Here is a 20,632-nt window from a genome sequence, read left to right on the forward strand (position 1 = left end):
AATTGAAATCCATCCACATTTTCGCTATAATTAGAATCTAATTTTATTCCCGAAATGACATCTAAAATAAATTTCTCCCTGTTTTTAATCATTTTGGTCGCAGGAATAAGTTTCCAATGCACCGAAAAAAAGACACTGGATCTTGCTCAAAATACCCGCCTAGCCCTAGTTGGAAATAACCTTCCTTCCCGAATGATGAATTACGGGACTTTTGAGACGGAACTTTACCTCCGTTATCCTGAAAAGGATCTGATTATTCGTAACATGGGAGATCCAGGTGACACTCCTGGCTTTCGGCCTAGATCTGGTACCAATGATCCTTGGGCATTCCCCGGAGCTGCTGATTATCAGGATGAATATGCCACCCCTTCGGGTTCAGAAGGTTTTTTGGGAAAACCCGACGAATGGCTCACCAGATTAAAAGCTGATGTGGTCATTGGTTTTTTTGGCTTCAATGAGTCCTTTCAGGGCGAGGCGGGGTTAGAGAATTTTAAAGCAGAATTAGACGCATGGATCAAACATTCCCTTCGACAGAAATACAATGGAGACACCATTCCTCAGTTAGCTATAGTCTCTCCTATTGCAATGGAGGATCTTTCTGAAAAAATCGATGTACCTGACGGAAAAGCCCAAAACGAATTAATAGAACTTTATACTGAGGGAATGGCTGAAGTGGCGGCGCAAAACAAAGTGCTTTTTGTAAATGCTTTTACCCCAAGTCTAAAATGGTATGCTGAATCGGATTTGGATCTTACTATCGATGGCTCTCAGCTCAATGAAGCTGGCTATGAAAAGCTAAGCAAACTGTTGGCAGATGAGATTTTTGGCAAGAGTCCTATTAAAGCAGAGGCAAATAGAAAGCTAATAGAAGAAGCCGTCACAGAAAAAAATTGGCTCTGGCTCAATGACTACAAAATCCCAAATGGTGTCCACGTCTTCGGGCGTCGGTACGATCCTTTTGGCCCGGATAATTATCCTTACGAACAGGAAAAAATCCGTCAAATGACAGCTATTCGAGATACTGCCATTTGGATGGCGACCAAAGGAGAAGTCAAAGATTTAGCGGCTGCCGATGCAAAGACCCGCTCTTTACCTGAAGTAAAAACAAATTACAACCCTGATCAAAACGGGAGTTTAGAATATAAATACGGTGAAGATGCGCTGCAAGAAATCAAAACAGCCCCTGGTTATAAAATTGAGCTCTTTGCTTCTGAGTCAGAATTTCCTGATTTGGCAAATCCTGTTCAACTTTCTTTTGACAACAAAGGAAGATTATGGGTAGCAACCATGCCGAGCTATCCGCATTACAAACCCGGTGATCCACGACCTAAGGATAAACTGATCATTCTCGAAGACACCAACAATGATGGCAAAGCGGACAAGCAAACCACTTTTTCAGAAGATTTGCATATTCCTGTTGGCTTTGAACTAGCTCCGGAAGGGGTGTTTGTTTCTCAGGGAAACAATCTGATCTTACTTATCGACGATAATAAAGATGACAAAGCTGATCGAAAGGAGATTCTTCTTAGCGGTTTTGACGACCATGATACACACCATGCTATTTCGGCTTTCACCACTGATGAATCAGGAGCTATTTATATGGCGGAAGGAGTATTTCTTCACACTAATGTGGAGACATCTTATGGTCCTGTTCGTGCGACAAATGGTGGTTTTTACAGATATCAACCCCAGCGCCATCAGCTGGAGCGTGTGAATCAGGTAAGCATCCCAAACCCTTGGGGAATAGCTTTTGATGACTGGGGACAAAACTTCTATGCCGAAACTTCCGGCCCAAATGTCAATTGGATGCTTCCGGGATCAACTTTGCCTCGCTATGGGAATTCGAATTTCAAAGGTCCCAATATGATCGAAAAAGCGCAGATGGTTCGTCCGACATCTGGTTTAGAATTTATTCACAGCCGTCACTTTCCCGATGAGGTACAGGGTGATATGATCATCAATAATACCATCGGATTTCTAGGCACCAAACAACATCAAATGGTGGAAGATAAGGTTGGTTTTCACACTAAATTCCGTCAGGATTTAGTGTACTCTACAGACAGGAATTTCCGCCCAGTGGATATGGAGTTTGCCCCCGACGGTTCTCTATATATTGTAGATTGGCATAATATTCTGATTGGACACATGCAGCATAATGCTCGAGATCCACTCAGAGATCACGTACATGGGAGGATTTATCGGGTAACTTATCCAAGCAGACCTCTGGTAACTCCGGCTAAAATAGACGGAGCAAGTATCCCGGAATTACTGGAAAACCTTAAACTTCCTGAGTATAGAACGCGCTATCGAACCCGTCGCGAGCTTCGCGGAAGAGAAAAAGGGGAAGTCACTGCTGAAGTGAAAAAGTGGGTGGCTTCCTTGGATAAAAACGATCCAAATTATGAGCATAATCGTCTAGAGGCACTGTGGGTGACCTGGGGAGCAAATCAAGTGGATCAAGAGCTTTTGCGTGAGCTGGCAAAATCATCAGATCATCGGGTTCGGGCCGCTGCCACTCGGGTAGTTAGGTATACGGGACACCAAGTCAAAGATCAAGACGAATTACTATTGGCAGCTGCCAAAGATCCAAATGGTCATGTCCGAATGGAAGCAATCGTAGCTGCAAGTTGGCTACCGAGAGAAAAAGGCCTACCAATTCTTGAAGAAGCAGCAAAACAGCCTCAAGATGAAACATGGATCAAAGGAACTTTAGAAACTGCAATTGCTCATTTGAACGGGCTTTCAGTGACAGAGAAAAAAGAAGAGGACATCAAGTCTTCACTGACTGGTTCGGATCGGGAATTATTTATTCTTGGCAAAGAAATCTATGCGCGTGACGGCTTCTGTTCCACTTGCCATCAGGCCGATGGTGGCGGACTTTCAGCTTCCCAATTTCCTCCACTCCGCGGCACTCCATGGGTGACTGGAAGTCCTGAGCGAATGATCAAGGTCGTTTTGAAAGGATTGATGGGCGAGATGGAAGTTGCTGGAAAAGTCTATCCCGGTCAAGTACCTATGACACCTTATGAAGGCATGCTGGATGATACAGAAGTAGCTGCAGTCCTAACCTATGTGCGAAATTCATTTGGAAACAATGCTTCTGCGGTTTCTCCTGACTTGGTGAAAAAAATCCGAGACGAAGTAAAGGATAAAGAAGGTTTCTGGAATCCTTCAGAATTACTGAAGATGCATCCTTTGGAGAAGTGATTGGAAGATTGAAAAACTGGAAGATTGAAAAACTGGAAGATTAGGGGAATCAAGAGAATGAAGGATTTACCACAGGATTCATTTCTTCGACAATTCCCCTATCTTGATTTTATGAAATATCTGTTAACTCCCCTCCTTTTCATCGCTCTTTTTTCTGCAAAAGCACAAACTATCTCCTTCGAGAAGAAAATCATCACTTTTGAATCCTTCGAGTCAGTGGGAATAATAGATGTGGATAATGACGGTATCCCCGACTTGGTATCAGGTAGCTATTGGTATAAAGGGCCGGAGTTTCTAGACCGAAGTTTTATCGGACAGGTCAAGCGATACGGTGAATACTATGAGGATTTCGCAACCATTCCGATGGATGTCAATGGAGACGGTCGAATGGATTTCATCACAGGAGGTTGGTTTGAGGGGAAATTAATCTGGAAGGAAAACCCCGGCAAAGACTCTGAATGGCCAATTCACTTGATCGCTGAAACAGGGAATATCGAAACTATCGCTGCTTGGGATATCAATGGAGATGGCACACTTGAAATCGTGCCAAATACACCCCGGAAAGCACTAGCCTACTACAAAATAACTGGCCCAGATCAATTTCAGAAATTCCCAGTGGCAGATTTACATGGGCATGGATTAGGTTTTGGAGATATCAATGGAGACGGACGCGGCGACTTGATCGTATCCGATGGTTGGCTGGAAGCACCAAAAGATCTGACAAATGGAAAATGGATTCAACATCCCGTTTTTCAAATCAAGGATGCAAGCATTCCAATTATTGTAACCGATGTCAATGCCGATGGCTTGGCAGATTTGATTGTGGGCCAAGGTCATGACTATGGGCTTTTTTGGCTGGAGCAAAGCAAAACAGGAGATGAAATCAATTTTACCAAACATGAAATCGATCCCTTCAACTCACAATACCATACCATGAAATGGCTTGATCTAAATGGAGATGGTAAAAAGGAATTGATCACAGGAAAGCGCTATCGGGCACATAACGGCAAAGACCCTGGAGGAAAGGAAGAGGCGGGACTTTATTATTTCCAATGGAACGGTACCTCATTTACCAAAAATGTGATCAGCTATGGGCCACTTGAATCTGGCAAAGGAACAGGACTTTATTTTTCTACTGGCGATCTTAATGGCGATGGGAAAATAGATATTGCTGTAGCTGGAAAAGATGGCTTGGTGGTATTTTTTCAGAAATAAAATTTTCTTTTAAATAACTATGCCAACCATATTTTAAGGAAAGTTCCTAAATCCTGATGAAAAACAACTCGATATTTGGGTTAAACCAAAAAGCAAATAGGCACTTATACTGAACCAAGAGGAGCAAATATCTCCAAATTTAAATATTGAAAAGAAAGCCTAAAAAGTCATTCATTCAAAAGCTTTAAACCTTCCAATGCTGAATTATCTCCGGGATTGAGCAAAAGCACTTTTTGAAAAAGTATAGTTGCCTCCCTTGTTTTTTGAAGACTGAGCTTATTCCAGGCCAGTAATATCAAGCCATCATAATCAAAGGGATAGAGGTTTACTACCTTTTCCAGATAAGGATCTGCCTTTTCAAAATTTGCTCGATTGTAATAAATAAGACCTAACCTGTAATTTACCTGCGAATTTTGAGGATCTATTTTCAGAATCCTGAGGTAAACCTCCTCCACTTCAGTCCACTTTCCTTGCACAGAAAGAGGTAGTACCAGTCCAAATTTCGGTTCTATTGCATAGGGCTTTAGGCTTATTGCCTTGTTGTAAAAATCTACTGATTCTGAGAGTTTTGAACCCTGGTAATTCAGCCAACCTAACCTGAGGTTCATTTCATACGAATCAACTTTATACACCTCTTTGATTTTTTCAATAGCACCATTAAAATCACCCTTATTTTCTAAGGCATAGCTCTCCTTGAATGCGTTTACTAGTTTATCCTGAGCAAATGAACTTATAGAAATCAAAAGAAAAACCAATCCGGAAAATCCCCATTTCTTAAATGGAAAATCAGAAAGGTTTCGGAAGTTTTTGGTTAAAATTTCCATGACAGAATTGCAGTTAAAGATTGAAGTTGATACGATTTAAGATTTTGTTCTTGAGTCTGTTCAGAAGGAGTTTGAAAACTACTGCTATTTGAAAAATGGCTAAAATCCAAGGTGAGTTTCCAGTTTGGATGGGGTAAGACGATAGCCCGCATTCCCAAGCGGTTTTCAATTTTATCCAGCCGATTAAATACGACCAGACCTTGTTTGGTAAAATAATTTTCTATTTCCCCGAAAGTCCCATAACCCTCCAGCCAAAGGAAACCAGTTACTTTTGCACCTATTTCTTGATTGAAAATAAACCTGTTGACTGAGGATGTATTCGCAAATTCCTGACTTTGGAAGGTGAAAACGGAGAAGGTGTAAAAATTCAAGTTTCCCAAAGGGAAAAGAGTCAGATTCAAGTCAGACTGGATCTGTTTGCCGTTGTTGATCGTGCCATAATAGACAGTAGCACCTAAATCCAGATTCATGAAGTTTTTCGAAATCGACCCGAAAACCAAAAAGTCGGAATCCTTCAGCGTACTGCTCACTAGCTGGGTTTGTTGCCCATTTCCTACTCCGACCAACTGCTGCTGGAGGTATGAAATATTCAGATAATGCCCGCCAGCTGAAAGATGAACCCCTTGCCCCAGATAGAATGAGGCTCCAGCATAATACTGCCAGGAATCAGAAACGTAGCTCGTGTTTTGAATCGGAATATCTCCATCCTGACTATAATAGAACTGGGTTGCCTGTAAGACACTGAAACCTTGGTACAGATTGAAGCGACTATTTATATCTAAGTCTAATCCCAAAAAGCCATAATGATGAAAGCGGGGGATAAATTGATATCCTTCGGCAAGAGGATCCACATCCGCAGTGAATTCATCAATTACTTTTTGGTCGGTAATTGCAGTGTAGTTGTAGGCTAGTTCAAGTCCTTTCAAAACTTTGGATTGATCAGTTTTAGTTTTGATTTTCATTTGCGGTGAAAATCCTAGAGCCATCAATTTTGCCTGAGACCCTCTTCCTGACCACAGGTAAGAATAGTAAAGGTATTCCTGAACATATTCCTCCTTATTAACATCCAGAGCCCCTTCAAAATACTTGGCAGCTTGGTGATATTTACCCATTTTGAAATAGGCAATTCCCAAGCGCACTCTCAAATAATAGTAATCAATCCCTTGATCGAGCGCATTCGTTCCTTCCCGGATCAATCCCTCCCAGTCGTTTTGAATAAATAATTCATAAGTCCTGGCATCAACCTGGGACAGACTAAGCTTACCCTGAGCTTTGGCTTCCCATAAAGCTGAAAATGCAACAAAAACTAAAAGGATCAGTCTCTTATACATATTGCCTTTGTTTTTTGGTTTCCTCTTACAAAATAAAAAGACTTCAGTCCTACCTGATCTATAACGAATTCGAATTTTGAACTTTCCAAAGTTTTTTTGAATGCAGATTTTTTGATCATCCCATTCAAAGTAAAGGGCTTATCAGAAAAACCCCTGCTAGCAGCTGGATAATTCAGCGTATAATCAGCCCTGAGATATTGATAAAATGGCGCAATAAAATCCTGAATAAAGATTCGCTTGGGATGAAAAATCTGGTTGATCGGAAAACTGTCTTGAAGTTTCAGCCCATGTGTGTACCCAAAACTGACTTTGAAAGCGGAAAGATAAAACAGGTAAATCAGTGATATCCTCTTTCCCTCAAAATGGGTAAAATGCAGCATTAAATCATCCACTTTAAAATAGGCTTTGGATTTTGTTCTTTGACATTCCAAATACTTATTCAAAAAGTAATCTCGCTTGACTTCCCAAATCTCTTCTAACCCCTCTTCCGTCTGAAATTTTATAGTATCTCCCACTACAAATGCAAAAGCCTTTTTCATTTCCGATTTGGGCACCAACTGAGAGACCACAGATCCTTTTTTTGGATTGGAAGTTGCTTGCAGACTTTCTTTACCATGATACCGAATCCACACATCTGAGATGGGATAATCAATAGTACTAGACCCGATATATGGAGTTGATTGGATTTGAAAGTGTAAATGTGGGTATGGAGAATTTCCCGAATTCCCGCATTTCCCAATTACCTGACCTTTTTCTACCACATCCCCGGCCATTACCGGTATAGACCCTTTTTTGAGATGGCTCAGCTTGGAATACAAGAAATCGCCATGCTTTATTACAACCGTATTTCCCCAGTTATGGTCCAGATTTCTGGTTCCAATCACATTATCTTCCAAGTCATTGACTACCTGCTCGACTACCCCATTGGCGGGAGCCAAAACATTTTTATCGAAGCAATAATAATCTGAGGTGAAATCCCCCTCATTTTTGAAAGTGATCCCATCTTCATTTTCGATCTCAAAATCCCATGCGTGCTTCCAATTATCTTTATGCGTAAACTCTCCATTATGGCCCTGAGTCACCGTCCATTCACCAAAAAAAGGAAGGTAAATAGGTATGGGACTGTTTTTTCCAAAGCGATTCATAAAATTAGAGAAGCTGTAAAGGTTTTTTTCAGGAGAGTTTTGCTGCCAAAAAATCGTACTCAAACCAATTCGATTATCCATTCGGAATTTCAATGCATAGAGAACAATCAGTGTAACTATGTTGAACGGAAAAGAATGAACCGGAAGATAGAAATATCCAAAAACCTGCTGTAGGGAAACACTAATTAAAACGACCAAAGGAACAATCAGCAAAAGTTGCAGATAGCTACTCCTGCTTGGAATAATAAAAAACCCTCCTAAAGCGATGGCAGTAAGAATAAAATTGAAACCTATATAACTGAAAGTCAACTCAGAAAAAGGCACGCCCAAAATCATATAAAACAAATAGGCGATATAAAAACCCAAGAGCGAAAGCGTAAAAGCAATTCTCGAATAAATCAATAATCCAATAGCAGCTACCAACCCCGCCACGATAGTTTGTTGGAAAAAAATGGCTCCAAGTGAAAAGAAGTAAGATCTAAGTGAACTTGGAATTGCCAATTGATTGATCCATTCGTAGAACTGAATGAGGTTTCCGCCTCCCAAAGTATAAAGCTCATTTAGCACATAAACTCCCCGCTCGCTAAGGCCCAAAGCCTCAAATTGCTTTGAGGCCAGTCGCAGCATCCAAAAAATTAAGAGAAAGGGAAGACTCAAAAAAGGAAGACCATATTTACCCAAAACGCCCTCTAAGGTCAGGGAAATCAAAACCGCTAAAACTCCTGAGAGAAAAATTAAAAAAAATAATAAAAGCCCTGGCTCGAAATAGATCCCTAAACCTACTCCTACCAATAAGGCATTAAATCCATAGAATCCCTGTCGGATATTGCCTTCATAATAACCAAGAATTTTAGCAATAATAAGAGCTGTCGAAACAGCCAGTAAACCCGACAGGCCTACATACAAATCAATAAAAGAAACTATCAGGAGGGCTACTCCAAATAATTTATTATCCGAGAAAAAAACCTGGGCATAGCTATTGAACAAGGCTTCCCAAAACCATTCAAATTGCTTCAATGCAAGTTTTTTTGTCAATGTAAAAATGAGTTAGAGGTCAAATTTTTTCAAATGCTCAGGGGTATTCTCCAGAGAATTGATGGTCTCAAGAGACTCTTTTTTCCGGATCAGATGAGGCTTACCCTTCGAATCCAGCATAATCACATTTGGCCGAAGCGTGATAAACTGCATCCATTGGGTCATATTGTAAGCTCCTACTCTCCTAATGACAAAGTGATCCCCTTTTTTGAGCAGTGGAAACATTATATTTCCCCGGATTACATCAATATTCATACACAAAGGCCCATAAATAGTAGTGTCCTCAGATTGGTCAGAAACTGCTTCAACTGGCCTTATATCATGGTCATACCAAAAGGAGGTGAAAAGTATATTGACACCCACATCAATAATAGTAGCACGCCTACCATCGGCCAGCCTTTTGGTGGCCAATACAGATCCAGCAAGGAACCCTGCCTCATCAATCATCGCTCTTCCTGTTTCCAAAATCAACATGGGAAGATGATCGGGCTTTATCTCTGAACTCATCAAAGCCGAAGTGATTGCCTCAGCAAAATCATCAAAAGAAGGTGCTGTATCAGTACCTGGATAGTATGCGCCACGAAGGGTGTTTTTAGAAGCAAAACCACCTCCCATGTCTATATATTTCAGGACATGTCCATACTTTTTCTCCAGCTTCACAGCCAGACTTGCCAGCTTTTCCGCAGCGATCCGGTAACCATCCGCGCTAAGAATATAAGTTCCTATATGCGTGTGGAGTCCCAAAAGATCAAGCGTTTTACTAGTCATTATCCTATTTATGGCATCCCATGCTTCACCATTTTCAAAATTGAATCCGAAGCGATCCCAAAGTGGGTAAAACCCAGTATCCATATTGACTCGAATGGCAACTTTTGGTCTTTCGCCCATTTCTTTACTCAGATGGATGAGCTCATATAATTCATCAAAATGGTCAATATGAATAAGTGAATTATTTTCAATTGCCAATCTCAAGTCCTCTGTAGATTTGTCCGGACCATTGAAAATAATCAATTCCCCAGGCACTCCATTTTCGATAGCTTTTTGGTATTCGAAACCAGAAACTACCTCAGCCCACGCTCCTTCCTGATGGAAAACATTACAGACAGCATTGAGATAATTGGTTTTGTAAGACCAGGAAAACTGAACATTAGGGTATCTAGAGCTGAAGGCTCGATGAGCTTCTTTGTAGGTTTTTCGGATAGTTTGTTCCGATATCACAAATAAGGGAGAGCCAAATTCATCAAGCAATGATTTAATAGAAGTGCCATCTATATGGCTGATAGGATCCAACCTTCTTGGCATCCCGTATTTGCTGGGAAGTCCGGCATTGATTCTTTGGATGATCGGTCTTTCAAATGTTAGCTTACTCATAGTTTTCTGGATAAATTTTTAAACCTCACCTCGGGTCGAGAACTCTTCAAACTCTTTCATATCACAAATCATATCATAGGAATATCGGATAAACATCTTCCCCACCTGATATTCCGAGAAGGGTTTAAGTTCTTTTCCTAAGGCCAATAAAACCAAAGCCTCCGGTAGATTTTGTCCGGCGGCCACTGCCAAATAAACCCAAGCAGGTAACCTGGGATTGATTTCGATCATGTAAAGCTCATTTTTTGAAGTTCGGATCAGTTCTAATTCCATACCCCCTCTCCATTGGGTTTGTGAAATAATCTTCTGAGTCAAATCCATCATGGTTTGATCCTGAAGTGTGATCCCCCCCCAGCCTTTCCCTTTATCTGTTATGTAGGTTTTTCGCATGGGCACTGCTCCGATTGTGTTCCCTTTACCATCTCCAAGAGCGACTACATTTACTTCCGTACCTCTTACAAACTCCTGAATCACTATGGGAAGCCCCCATTTGGCAGCGATTTTATTGAAAAAAATAGAAACCTGGTCACGATCGTATGCGATGTGAGCATCATAAAATTTCCCTTTGACCACCACAGGATACTCAAATTTACTTTCAATCCGTCGCCAGTCACTCAAGCTGGTAATAGTCTCACTGTAAGGAACTTTGACTCAATATTTTTCTCCATATTCAGGCAAATTAGATTTATGCCTTTCCTCAAATTGCTTTAGTGTAGGAAGAAAAGTCCGGATTCCCATATCCTGAAGGATTTTTTCCGACTTCATCACAGTAAAGAGCTCTGAATCAAAATTGGGGATCAGAACCTGAATATTTTCCTGCTCATGGATATATCGGATTCTATCTAAAAAAGGCTCAAATCCATCTGATGGATAAGGCACTTTGTAAGTCTTATCCACCAAATCATGCATATAAATACCTGGCTCCAGGTTTTCATAGGACAAACCAATCACCCTGACATCCAATATTTTGGATTCTTTCAAACCCCGGATAACCGGAATTCCCGGGCCTGGATTATCGATATTATTCAACCCAGAGAGCGCTACATTGACTTTAATCTTCTCCATCTTTTTCGATTAGATTCATTTGATTTAGAGTAGCTACAAAATCATAGTAGTATCGCTCAAAGCTTTCCTCATCCACTTCGTATTTTTCAGAAACCTTCTGAATAATCTCCGGAAAATCCTTTCCTTCCTTAATCAATCGCACGATCTCTAAACCTGTGTTATTCAGCGAAAAAGAATCTCCTGTTCCTGCATCAAAAACGAAACCCGAGTCACTAATAGCAATGGTACTTTTTATCTTCAGCATGACATTTTTACTTTAACCTGAAACAAAAAGGAAGTAAGTCAATTGGTATTGCATATAAAATGATAAAAATCACATAAGCGATAATAATAATGTTTCGTTTTCTTAAAGAATATAGATATTAAAAGATATTTGAGAGCCATTTTTCCAAAAATCATTCTGCTAAAAACTCCTCAAAATGAAGGCAAAATGCTTTCCGGAAAGCACTTAAAAAAACAGCTGAATGTTCTTATTTCAATATTATCGCCTTAATAAGGAGGCGGGAAAATAGATATTGCTACAGCTGGGAAAGATGGACTTTAGGTGTTCTTTCAGCGATAATCATTCCTTAAAAAACAATTTCTTCTTTGACCTCTGAAGTTTATCAACGGTATTTTAGATTTCAATCCAATCCTCCAAACCCAAATTTTTCAAAATTATGGGTTTGGAGTAGCTGGATTACTTATTTTCAAGCTATACCATTTATGGCTGATAAGCTCATTCAATCTGGGTTCAAACGTTTCAAATCAACCAAAAGTCAGTCTATTTTTCCTCCGATTTTGATTCGGGTTTTTTTAATACCAAATAGAAGCAGTAAAGGGTCACTGACAAGATTAGACCTTGAGTAACCAGCGCTAGAATAAGTGCTGAAGTGTTCATGATAATGAGGATTTCTTACGTTTTAAACTTGAATACCAAACAATTCCTATGATCCCAAGAAATAACAGCAACAATTGGATTCTAGCTAAACTCGAGTAGAACATCTTTTTCTCTAAATATTCCCCTTGCTCTGGGCTTAAGGATAAGGCAAGCTTAATGTCCTTATGGGTCAATTTGGAAATTAAAGCACTTGGATCCAAACTATAGAGACGACCATCTGTTAAGCTGGCTATTGCTCCAGCCCAATCATTTCCTTCGGGTGTAAAGAGGGCACTGATGAATACCAAAAGCAATAAAACCGGCGTCACAAATTTCATAATCCACTTATAAATGCTTGGAATCCGGATATCTGCACCCCGATTTATTTCAACCCATCCTTTATCCATCCCAAATATCCAGGCAAAAAGAATGGTCTCCAATAATGCGAATACAACTAAGCTGACCGTACCAGCCCAATAATCATATTCATCAAAATACCCATATTTATAAAACAAGACGGTAGGGATTCCCATGAGCAAGGCAACAATACCAAAGGAAACTGCTCCTTTTACTTTTCCCCAGCCAAACTCATCTTTCATGAATCCCATCCAGGGCGTTCCCATGGCGAGAGAAGAAGTGATTCCTGCAAAAAAAAGCAATCCAAACCAACAAACCCCTGCAATAATGCCAAAGGTGGCTCCCCACTGCTGAAAGAGATAAGGCATAGTCTGAAATGCCATTCCAAATCCGGCGTTTTCTAAAACCCAGTCGATGCCTAAAAATCCAGCTGCTATCGGGATAACAATGGCGCTTCCGAGTAATACCTCCACAAATTCATTCGTAAAGCCAGCGGTAACTGAATTTAAAGCAATGTCTTCGTTTTCTTTGATATAGGAAGCATAGCACTGGATAGATCCCATCCCTACTGAAAGGGTGAAGAAAATCTGACCCGCAGCTGCCAGCCAAACTTTAGGATCAGCCAAAGAGCTGTATTGTGGACTCCAAAGAAAATTGATTCCATCCCAAGCATTTGCATCCGGAAATTCATCGGAGGCGAAACCTGTCCCCATGGTCCAGCCTCTTACTGCCAGAATAACTCCAAACAGAATTAGCAGTGGCATACCGATTTTGGCAACTTTTTCTATTCCTCCCAAACCTGTTGAAAGGATATAAACATTGACCCCCAGAACCAGAATATACACGACTAGGGGAAGTAGCGGAATTCCAAAATCCGAGCCACTCAGATTGACATAATTATCAAAAAAGAGACTGATTTCTTCTTTACTCATTCCCGTGAATGACCCCAAAAGCGTATGAAGCACATACATAAAAGTCCAAGACTCGATGTAAGTATAGTAGGCTACGACCGCGATATTGGTAAAAATCCCAAATACGCCGATGTATTTCCAAATCTTCTTTTTAGACATCGAATCCAAAATATATGGGGTACTGTGATTGCCACTAATCCCGCCATATCTACCTATGGACCACTCTACAAACAAGAGTGGAATTCCCATCAGAACAAAGCAAATCAGATAAGGAAGGATAAATGCTCCTCCTCCATTTTGCACCGCCTGAACAGGAAACCTAAGGAAATTACCTAAGCCTACCGCATTTCCTGCCATAGCGAGGATCAAGCCGGTTCTTGATCCCCATGATTCTTTTTGATTACTCATAATGTAGCACTAGCAACATTTTTAATCGATTTTGGCTTTACTTCAGAATCTTTCTTCAAGGTATTTTGGATCAATTCAAGCCATGATTCGGCGATAACTGATTCTCCATTCAGGTCAGTGAATAATTCGGCATCGAAAAACTCAAGAACAGTGGGTTTCGACCCTTCCTGTAAATAGCTCAACTCAATTCCTACATAATCCAAAATGATTCTTTTGGATGCGTCTGATTTCACTTCCCGAGCGATTTTATAAATTTTTGCTGATTTCACTTGTTGAAGATCAATCAGAAAGACCAATGGCTCAGCGTTATTCCTTAAGTAGGCTAATAATTTGTTTTCTTGATCAAGCCCGATAGCATAGAAATTTCGCCAAAATTCAGACTGGCTGATATGACCGTTTTTTTGAGAGGCAAGTTCATGCAACTTTACCTCCAAGGCTTTTCTCTTTTTCGAATTTTTTAGGGAATGATAAATAAATGGGGTGCATAGGGCACCAAATAACAGAAATGACAAACTCAATGTCACTGGATCAATGTCAAACATGGGATAAATTGTAAGAAGGTTAGAATAGTTGTTTGGCTCGTAAAGAGCAATCATAAAAACAACTAGAAGCTACCAACTGAAGAAAAAATGAAGGAAAGTCTCCTTGACATCAAAACGGGAGAAGGATTTTTGAAAAAAAGATGGAGCAAGATATGCTTCGTTAAAACTGATTTTCTCCGCTATCCAAGGTGTATTTAATCGGTAGATTAAACTCCAATCAACTTTAAAAGGTGGAGTTTTTGGAAGTTCTGAATTAATTCGAATATCAACCGCCTTTGTTAGCTCTTGATTGAGAACTGTTTCATTTCCATGAAGTCTATTTCCAGAGTCATACTTTGGAGGCAGCGAAGTAAAAGCGACAAATCCAATGAACCAACAAATGCCAAAAAGGAAGGAAATTCGCTGTGGATTCATATGAGTAAGGCAAATGCCAATACAAATTTAAAGCAATATTAATCGATATTTCAATAAGTAATTTTTAAAAATTTATAGAGTAATTTAAAAAGCCTGATTTCCTAAATTCTGCCCGCTGAAGAAGTTCCAGCCCTTATCAAATCAGCACCCAAGCTGCCTTTAGTATCGCTATAAAAAAAGACCAGCCTTTTTTTTAATCAACCTTTCAAATACCCATTAACCATCTCCACCAGTTTCTCTCCAAGTGATATAAGCTGCTTTTGAAAGGTTGGATAGAAGCGAGATTATTATTTTTAATCTCGACCGGGTTTACTGATAAAAAACAGAGTTCCTTGTGACTTGGATAATGGACATTTCCAAAGAATTGAATAAAATCTGTGGGATTAGCCTTATTCAATTGCACCTGCCTAAAAGCTTGCCTAGACGTATACTCATATCGGCAAGCTAGTATAATTACCAAGCTTGCCATACAGACCAAGGCAGTCAAAAAGTCATTTCTAAAAAATAATCCAGAAACAGGCAAATGATGCTTAACCGGAGTTTGGATTCTTTCATTCCCAGCATATCCCAATACTTCCCAGCGCTGATCATCTATAGGGATAAAGATGAAATTTGGCTTTTTCTGAAGTGAAATAGCGACTGAAATAGAAAAGGAATGGGGTTTTTCGGAAAAGGTATTTTGGATTTTCTTTCAAGAACTAATTAGTATTGGTAATTATGGCTATCCTTTGGGACCCGTCTTGAATTGAATTTAAATTTATATTCATTCAACTTATTCAAAAAAATCCCACAGGAATGACTTCCAAAAACAAGATTTGCAAAGAATCACTCCGCTTGATACTCTAAAATATCCCCGGGCTGGCATTCCAACGCCTCACAAATAGCTTCCAAGGTGGTGAATCGAACCGCTTTGGCCTTTCCAGTTTTCAGAATAGAAAGATTCGCCAAAGTCAAACCTACTCGCTCCGAAAGTTCATTCAAAGACATCTTTCGCTTGGCCATCATCACATCGAGATTTACAATTATCGGCATAGCTTAGACAGTTAATTCGCTTTCAGCCTGTAATTCCAATCCATATTGGAAGACCTGCCCGATGATGAAAATGATGATTCCGAAAAAGATAAATTCAGCCGAGCCATAGAGGTATTCTGCCAGATAGCCTACACTTGGACTATCCCCTAGCAACCAACCTACATAAGCACGGACCAGAAGATTGACGAAGCCAATGGAAATAGCAAGTATACTAATGCGCTTGATCAATCCTGCCATTTCAACACTGAATGGTTTTTTGAGATTCAATGTCAAGAAAATCTTCAGTACCAAATAAACAAGGAAGGTCCGAAAAGCAGAAAGAACAATTAGATTGATAACCATAAAACTATAATGACCGTTGTCTCTTACAAGAACTTCAGAAAGATTTAAACCCATATATAAATCTGAAGCAGCATTTGGATTTATGGATAGGCTTATGAAGAAGGAATAAGCCAGCGCACCTGTTTTGATACAGTTACCAATGAAAAAGATCCAGATCAGGACCTTCATGGCCACTAGAATCTTTTCAGTTCTGGTTTTAGAGTTTTTGTTCATTTGAGTATTGATTAGAGCTATTGATGCATCAAATATCAATACTTATTTATTGATAAACAATAATTTTTATCGAAAATCAATAAATTATTTTCTAACTATTTAAAAGGTCTAGATTAATATTTCTTATACATTAAATCTCTGTCTCGGTTTGAGTCCCACCTACCGAAACCACACTTACACAGATGATCAATCTTTCACTTGGATTCTTCTTTAACTCCAGTCTTTAAAACCGGATTATAATTCCAATTCAGCCTTTAGCTTAATATCCCGAGAAGAGGTACCTACTTGGAAGGTATAAGTTCCGCTTTCCAAAACCCAAGTGGATTTTGTTTCATCCCAATAGCGTAATTCGGAAACAGGTATTTGAATAAGTATTTCCTCTACTTGATCAGGGGATAGATTTTGAGTTTTCGAAAAGCCTTTCAATTCCTTTACCGGTCGATCTATAGTCGTCCCCAGATTGGACACATAGACTTGTACGACTTCTTTACCTGTTGTTTGGCCTATATTCTTAACTGTGGTAGCGATTGTAATCGTATCGTTTTCCATAATCAAATCAAGGTCTCCAAATTCAAAATCTGTGTATGAAAGCCCGAAACCAAAAGGATAAGAAACAGGGATATCCGTTTTATCAAAATGCCGATATCCAACGTAAATACCTTCTTCATATACTGTATAATCCTCGTTTCGAATCTTTTCTTCTTCGGGCACTACTTTCCCGCTACTTAAAAAATCAGTCGGAGATAATGAGCCACCACCCAAGGGAAAATTCTTATGCGAAGCATGATCGCTTACATTAATAGGAAATGTCATTGGGAGTTTTCCGCTCGGATTTACTTTTCCGCTTAAAATATTTGCAGCAGAGTTCCCTCCTTCTTGTCCGCCTTGCCATGCGAGCAAAATCGCATCTGGCTGATCCTTCCAAGATGAGGTTTCGATTACCCCTCCAATATTAAGGACGACAATCACTTTTTTGTCCTGTTGATGAAAAGCCTCCACAGTATTTTTGAGCATTTCTTTTTCAGTTGAGGTCAGGAGAAAATCATCCAGCTCCCTTCGATCCCCACCTTCGCCACTATTTCTTCCGATAGTCAAAACCGCAGCATCTGCTACACTGGCTACATTGTTTAATTGATCGATAGTGTACTCAATTTGGGGTGGATTATAAGGCTGAAACATTGCATTCATTCCTTCTGGCTTTATGAATTCTTCTGGATTTGCATTCTTATGTGATTCATAAATAGCCTTTGCCTCCGCATTGATTTCAAATCCGCTATTGATCAAGCCTTGCTCCAAAGAAATGGTGTAGGCTTCATTTACATCTCCTGAACCAGTTCCACCAGCAATAAAATCATAGGATGTCACCCCGATAAGAGCGATATTATTCCCTTCCAGGAGTGGAAGCGTATTCTCGTTTTTTAGAAGTACCATCCCCTCTGAAGCTGATTCCTGAGTAATAGCCGCATGAGCTGTAAGATCAGGCTCATTACTAAAATTGTATCCTTCCATTTTTCTGGACTCAATGATCAACTTCAGAATCCTTCGAACAGCAGTATCAATTTCCCCGATAGTTAAGTCCCCTTTTTCATAAGCAGCAAGTAAGGCATCCCATTGAAATTTCGTACCTGGTTCGAGGAGGTCATTTCCAGCCTTTATTTGTGCGGGAGCATCTGCACCACCAAACCAATCTGTCATCACCACGCCTTGAAAGCCCCAATCACCTCTGAGAATATCCGTCAGCAATTCCTTACTTTCTGAGGTGTAAGTGCCGTTTACATAATTGTAAGAAGACATGATGGTCCAAGGTTGAGACTTTCTTACAATAAGTTCGAAGCCTTTTAAATAAATCTCCCGCATGGCACGATCTGATACGATTACGTCATTATTGTTCCTTTTGGTCTCCTGATTGTTTGCCACAAAATGCTTGACCGAAGTACCCACGCCGTTGGATTCTATTCCGTTGACTATCGCAGCACCTATAAAACCTGTAAGCAAAGGATCTTCAGAAAAATATTCAAAATTCCTTCCGTTAAAAGGATGGCGTTGGATATTGGCTCCTGGTCCCAAAATCACATCTACACCATATTCCAATGCCTCTTCGCCCATAGCATCTCCGACAGATTCGACCAAATCCGTATTCCAGGTAGAAGCCAAAAGTGTTGCAATTGGAAAGGCTGTGGCATAATATTTTTTAGGATCGTTTTCCCGGGAGGGCTCTATTCTCAAGCCAGCAGGTCCATCAGACAAATAGATAGTTGGAATCCCTAATCGTGGTGTTGGTACAATCACCCCGGCAGCTCCTGGAATCCCCTTTCCCGGTTCGGTCATTCCCAATGCGGAACCCATACCAGATCCTTTCAGCAAATGGATTTTTTCTTCTATTGTCATTTGCGCTAATAGATCTTCCACTCGCTCATTCGTACTTCTTCTGCTGTCTTCGTAGACATCAAGCTTTCCATTCCCGTTTCGATCCAGAAAGGTGTAACCTTCGGAGGAAATCGCCTGAAATTCTGAGTTTTCTGAATACTCACTCTCAAAATCAAAAAGCTTGGACTTTAAATAAAACCAGCCTCCAAGACCAATTCCAAGTAATGAGAAGACCAAAATCCCGAAGGTTATTAAACCGATTTTTATACCCCTATTCATGAGAATCCTTTTGTTTTCGGCAATATAAAATATAAAAACGGCCTCCACTAAGTGTAATAAGCATATTTGGTGAGCGAGCCTTTTGAAAGTTACCAGGCGCAATCCCATTGGATTTTTTAAGGGGAATTGAAGTTATTTTTTTTGATAAAAGTTTGATAGAATAGACAATCCCCTCTTCTGCGAAAGCGCTTTAGCGAGACTTCCGATAAGCCAAGTAGATTCTTTTGAAAAAAATAATCTTGTTATGTAACCAATCCAAAGACCTGTCGTAATTAAGATCAATTCCAAATAAACTCCAATCAATGAAAAAACTAATCCTATCAATGTGCATTCTTTTTGCACTAAGCTCTTGCCAAAACAATGATGACATCACTCCTTCAAATGATCCTCAAGGAGTTAATTCCTCACTTACTTTAGCAAGTGGGCTACGAATCTCAGAATTAATTGAAGAGGGACAGAATAAAACCAGCTTGTATTCTCCTTTTTTATTCACTTTCAATTCTGATGGATCCGTGAGCGCTGTTTCATCAAATCAAACCATCCGTGGCACTTATCGGATAGTTCCGGATGATGATGGCCCAGAGTTACAAATGGATTTCCCTGACGGTTCTGCACTCTATGAATTAAGTGATGATTGGTATTTCCTTACACAAGACAACAATAAGATCAGATTTGAAGACAGCGGAGATGTGCTTGAATTTCAGTTTCAATAAACAAAAGATTGATTCAATATAATATACCTGCGTATTATGAAAGTTAAAAGCTATTTCTATTCTTCTCTTTTGATTATTAGTTTTGTTTTTCTTCAGGGAAAACTATCTGCCCAAAACAATTCGAAAACCGAATCACTTTTTGGAGATGGAAGTGTCCTAAACACCAATGATCTAGGATTTTTTATTGCTCCTGCTTACGGAATCACACAAATGGACGGCAGCAATGTCTCCATATTCAATCTTAGGGGCGGTGTAAATTTCAAAGACAAAGTTTCAATTGGGGGTTATTTCAACACTTCGATTAATGATATCAAACCAGAAAGTGAAAATTTACCAAATATCTACATGGACTATTGGTCTGTGGGTGGTTTTGCTGAGTACACTCTTTTAGCGAAAAAACTGGTTCACCTCACATTCCCATTGTACATGGGCTATGGAGAAGTGCAAATAGATAATGAAATTGGTGATGTAGGACTTGGAGAAGCAAACTTTTTCCAAATAGAGCCATCTGCTTTATTGGAAATCAACTTGCACAAAAATGTACGTTTTAATCTAGGAGCTGGATACCGTATTGTGGGACAAATGAATTATCGAAACTTTGACCAATCTGATCTTTCAGGTTTTACAGGCTATGCAGGATTGAAATTCGGACTTTTTCGATAATACAACAGCATTAAAAAATGGTTTTCCATAAGCTTCCCAAAACCATAAATATTTACAATAATCAATAGGGTGTAATAGTAAATGCATCCTATTGATTTGTTGAATTTGAAATTCCACTTAAAACCCAATTCAAAATCCCCTTCTCGAACAGAAGCTATTCGCTTCGGTTTTGCGTGATTGAATTTCAAAATTTTTGGCTTTTTAACCGGTTATTTTTTGTAAATATGTATATCCGCAATCTTGCCAGTATGATTAAATCGAAGCAATAATGAGTCTGTCAAAGAGTTTTTGACCGAAATATCTTCTGTTGAGTTTGTAACAAAACTCGTCCAGGTAATT

The 20,632-nt window shown here is 39.7% G+C and carries 17 protein-coding genes; 4 read left to right on the plus strand and 13 right to left on the minus strand.

Annotation, left to right across the window (positions count from 1 at the left end; all coding sequences use genetic code 11):
- The first annotated feature begins 54 nt into the window (after positions 1-54).
- Positions 55-3,207 carry a PVC-type heme-binding CxxCH protein gene (locus P8O16_RS17955; RefSeq protein ID WP_300316971.1) on the plus strand — a complete coding sequence of 1,051 codons (3,153 nt, stop codon included), beginning with the start codon at positions 55-57 and terminating at the stop codon, positions 3,205-3,207.
- Positions 3,208-3,318: 111 nt separating this feature from the next.
- Positions 3,319-4,422, plus strand: a complete 1,104-nt coding sequence (locus P8O16_RS17960; RefSeq protein ID WP_300316973.1) for a VCBS repeat-containing protein — start codon at positions 3,319-3,321, stop codon at positions 4,420-4,422.
- Positions 4,423-4,589: 167 nt separating this feature from the next.
- On the opposite strand, the gene P8O16_RS17965 is transcribed toward P8O16_RS17960, so the two are convergent.
- The 13 genes from P8O16_RS17965 to P8O16_RS18025 all read right to left on the minus strand — a co-directional run bounded on the left by P8O16_RS17965 (position 4,590) and on the right by P8O16_RS18025 (position 18,917).
- Entirely contained in the window at positions 4,590-5,246 is a 657-nt protein-coding gene (locus P8O16_RS17965; protein ID WP_300316974.1) for a tetratricopeptide repeat protein, read from the minus strand.
- Positions 5,234-6,577 (minus strand): tetratricopeptide repeat protein, encoded by a 1,344-nt coding sequence (locus P8O16_RS17970; protein WP_300316975.1) that lies wholly within the window; start codon positions 6,575-6,577, stop codon positions 5,234-5,236. Before P8O16_RS17970 ends, P8O16_RS17965 begins: the two co-directional genes overlap by 13 nt.
- Positions 6,562-8,757 (minus strand): urea transporter, encoded by a 2,196-nt coding sequence (locus P8O16_RS17975; protein WP_300316976.1) that lies wholly within the window; start codon positions 8,755-8,757, stop codon positions 6,562-6,564. The genes P8O16_RS17970 and P8O16_RS17975 overlap by 16 nt, the downstream gene beginning before the upstream one ends.
- A gap of 12 nt (positions 8,758-8,769) precedes the next feature.
- Complete coding sequence (locus P8O16_RS17980; RefSeq protein WP_300316978.1) at positions 8,770-10,128, minus strand: alanine racemase; 1,359 nt, start codon at positions 10,126-10,128, stop codon at positions 8,770-8,772.
- An 18-nt stretch (positions 10,129-10,146) separates the two neighbouring features.
- On the minus strand, positions 10,147-10,746 hold the full coding sequence (locus tag P8O16_RS17985) for an ATP-grasp domain-containing protein (protein WP_300316981.1): 600 nt from the start codon (positions 10,744-10,746) through the stop codon (positions 10,147-10,149).
- Positions 10,747-10,779: 33 nt separating this feature from the next.
- Positions 10,780-11,193, minus strand: coding sequence for a hypothetical protein (locus P8O16_RS17990; RefSeq protein WP_300316984.1), 414 nt, complete (start codon positions 11,191-11,193; stop codon positions 10,780-10,782).
- Positions 11,180-11,437 (minus strand): HPr-rel-A system PqqD family peptide chaperone, encoded by a 258-nt coding sequence (locus P8O16_RS17995; RefSeq protein WP_300316986.1) that lies wholly within the window; start codon positions 11,435-11,437, stop codon positions 11,180-11,182. Before P8O16_RS17995 ends, P8O16_RS17990 begins: the two co-directional genes overlap by 14 nt.
- 632 nt (positions 11,438-12,069) lie before the next feature.
- The gene (locus P8O16_RS18000) at positions 12,070-13,728 is read right to left on the minus strand and encodes a sodium-dependent transporter (protein ID WP_300316989.1); all 1,659 of its coding nucleotides are present in this window, start codon (positions 13,726-13,728) and stop codon (positions 12,070-12,072) included.
- Complete coding sequence (locus P8O16_RS18005; RefSeq protein WP_300316991.1) at positions 13,725-14,324, minus strand: hypothetical protein; 600 nt, start codon at positions 14,322-14,324, stop codon at positions 13,725-13,727. Before P8O16_RS18005 ends, P8O16_RS18000 begins: the two co-directional genes overlap by 4 nt.
- A 15-nt stretch (positions 14,325-14,339) precedes the next feature.
- Entirely contained in the window at positions 14,340-14,684 is a 345-nt protein-coding gene (locus P8O16_RS18010; protein ID WP_300316994.1) for a hypothetical protein, read from the minus strand.
- An 825-nt stretch (positions 14,685-15,509) separates the two neighbouring features.
- A complete protein-coding gene (locus P8O16_RS18015; protein WP_300316997.1) occupies positions 15,510-15,716 on the minus strand; it encodes a helix-turn-helix transcriptional regulator in 207 nt (68 codons plus the stop codon).
- A gap of 3 nt (positions 15,717-15,719) precedes the next feature.
- Positions 15,720-16,271: a DUF2975 domain-containing protein gene (locus P8O16_RS18020; RefSeq protein WP_300317000.1), complete on the minus strand. Its 552-nt coding sequence runs from the start codon at positions 16,269-16,271 to the stop codon at positions 15,720-15,722.
- 234 nt (positions 16,272-16,505) lie between these two features.
- Positions 16,506-18,917 (minus strand): glycoside hydrolase family 3 C-terminal domain-containing protein, encoded by a 2,412-nt coding sequence (locus tag P8O16_RS18025; RefSeq protein ID WP_300317003.1) that lies wholly within the window; start codon positions 18,915-18,917, stop codon positions 16,506-16,508.
- Positions 18,918-19,219: 302 nt separating this feature from the next.
- Between P8O16_RS18025 and P8O16_RS18030 the strand changes: the two genes are divergently transcribed.
- Positions 19,220-19,630, plus strand: coding sequence for a hypothetical protein (locus P8O16_RS18030; RefSeq protein ID WP_300317005.1), 411 nt, complete (start codon positions 19,220-19,222; stop codon positions 19,628-19,630).
- Between the two features lie 36 nt (positions 19,631-19,666).
- Positions 19,667-20,293 carry a hypothetical protein gene (locus P8O16_RS18035; RefSeq protein ID WP_300317008.1) on the plus strand — a complete coding sequence of 209 codons (627 nt, stop codon included), beginning with the start codon at positions 19,667-19,669 and terminating at the stop codon, positions 20,291-20,293.
- The last annotated feature ends 339 nt before the right edge of the window (positions 20,294-20,632 follow it).

Source organism: Algoriphagus sp. (assembly GCF_029254265.1).
GTDB lineage: Bacteria > Bacteroidota > Bacteroidia > Cytophagales > Cyclobacteriaceae > Algoriphagus.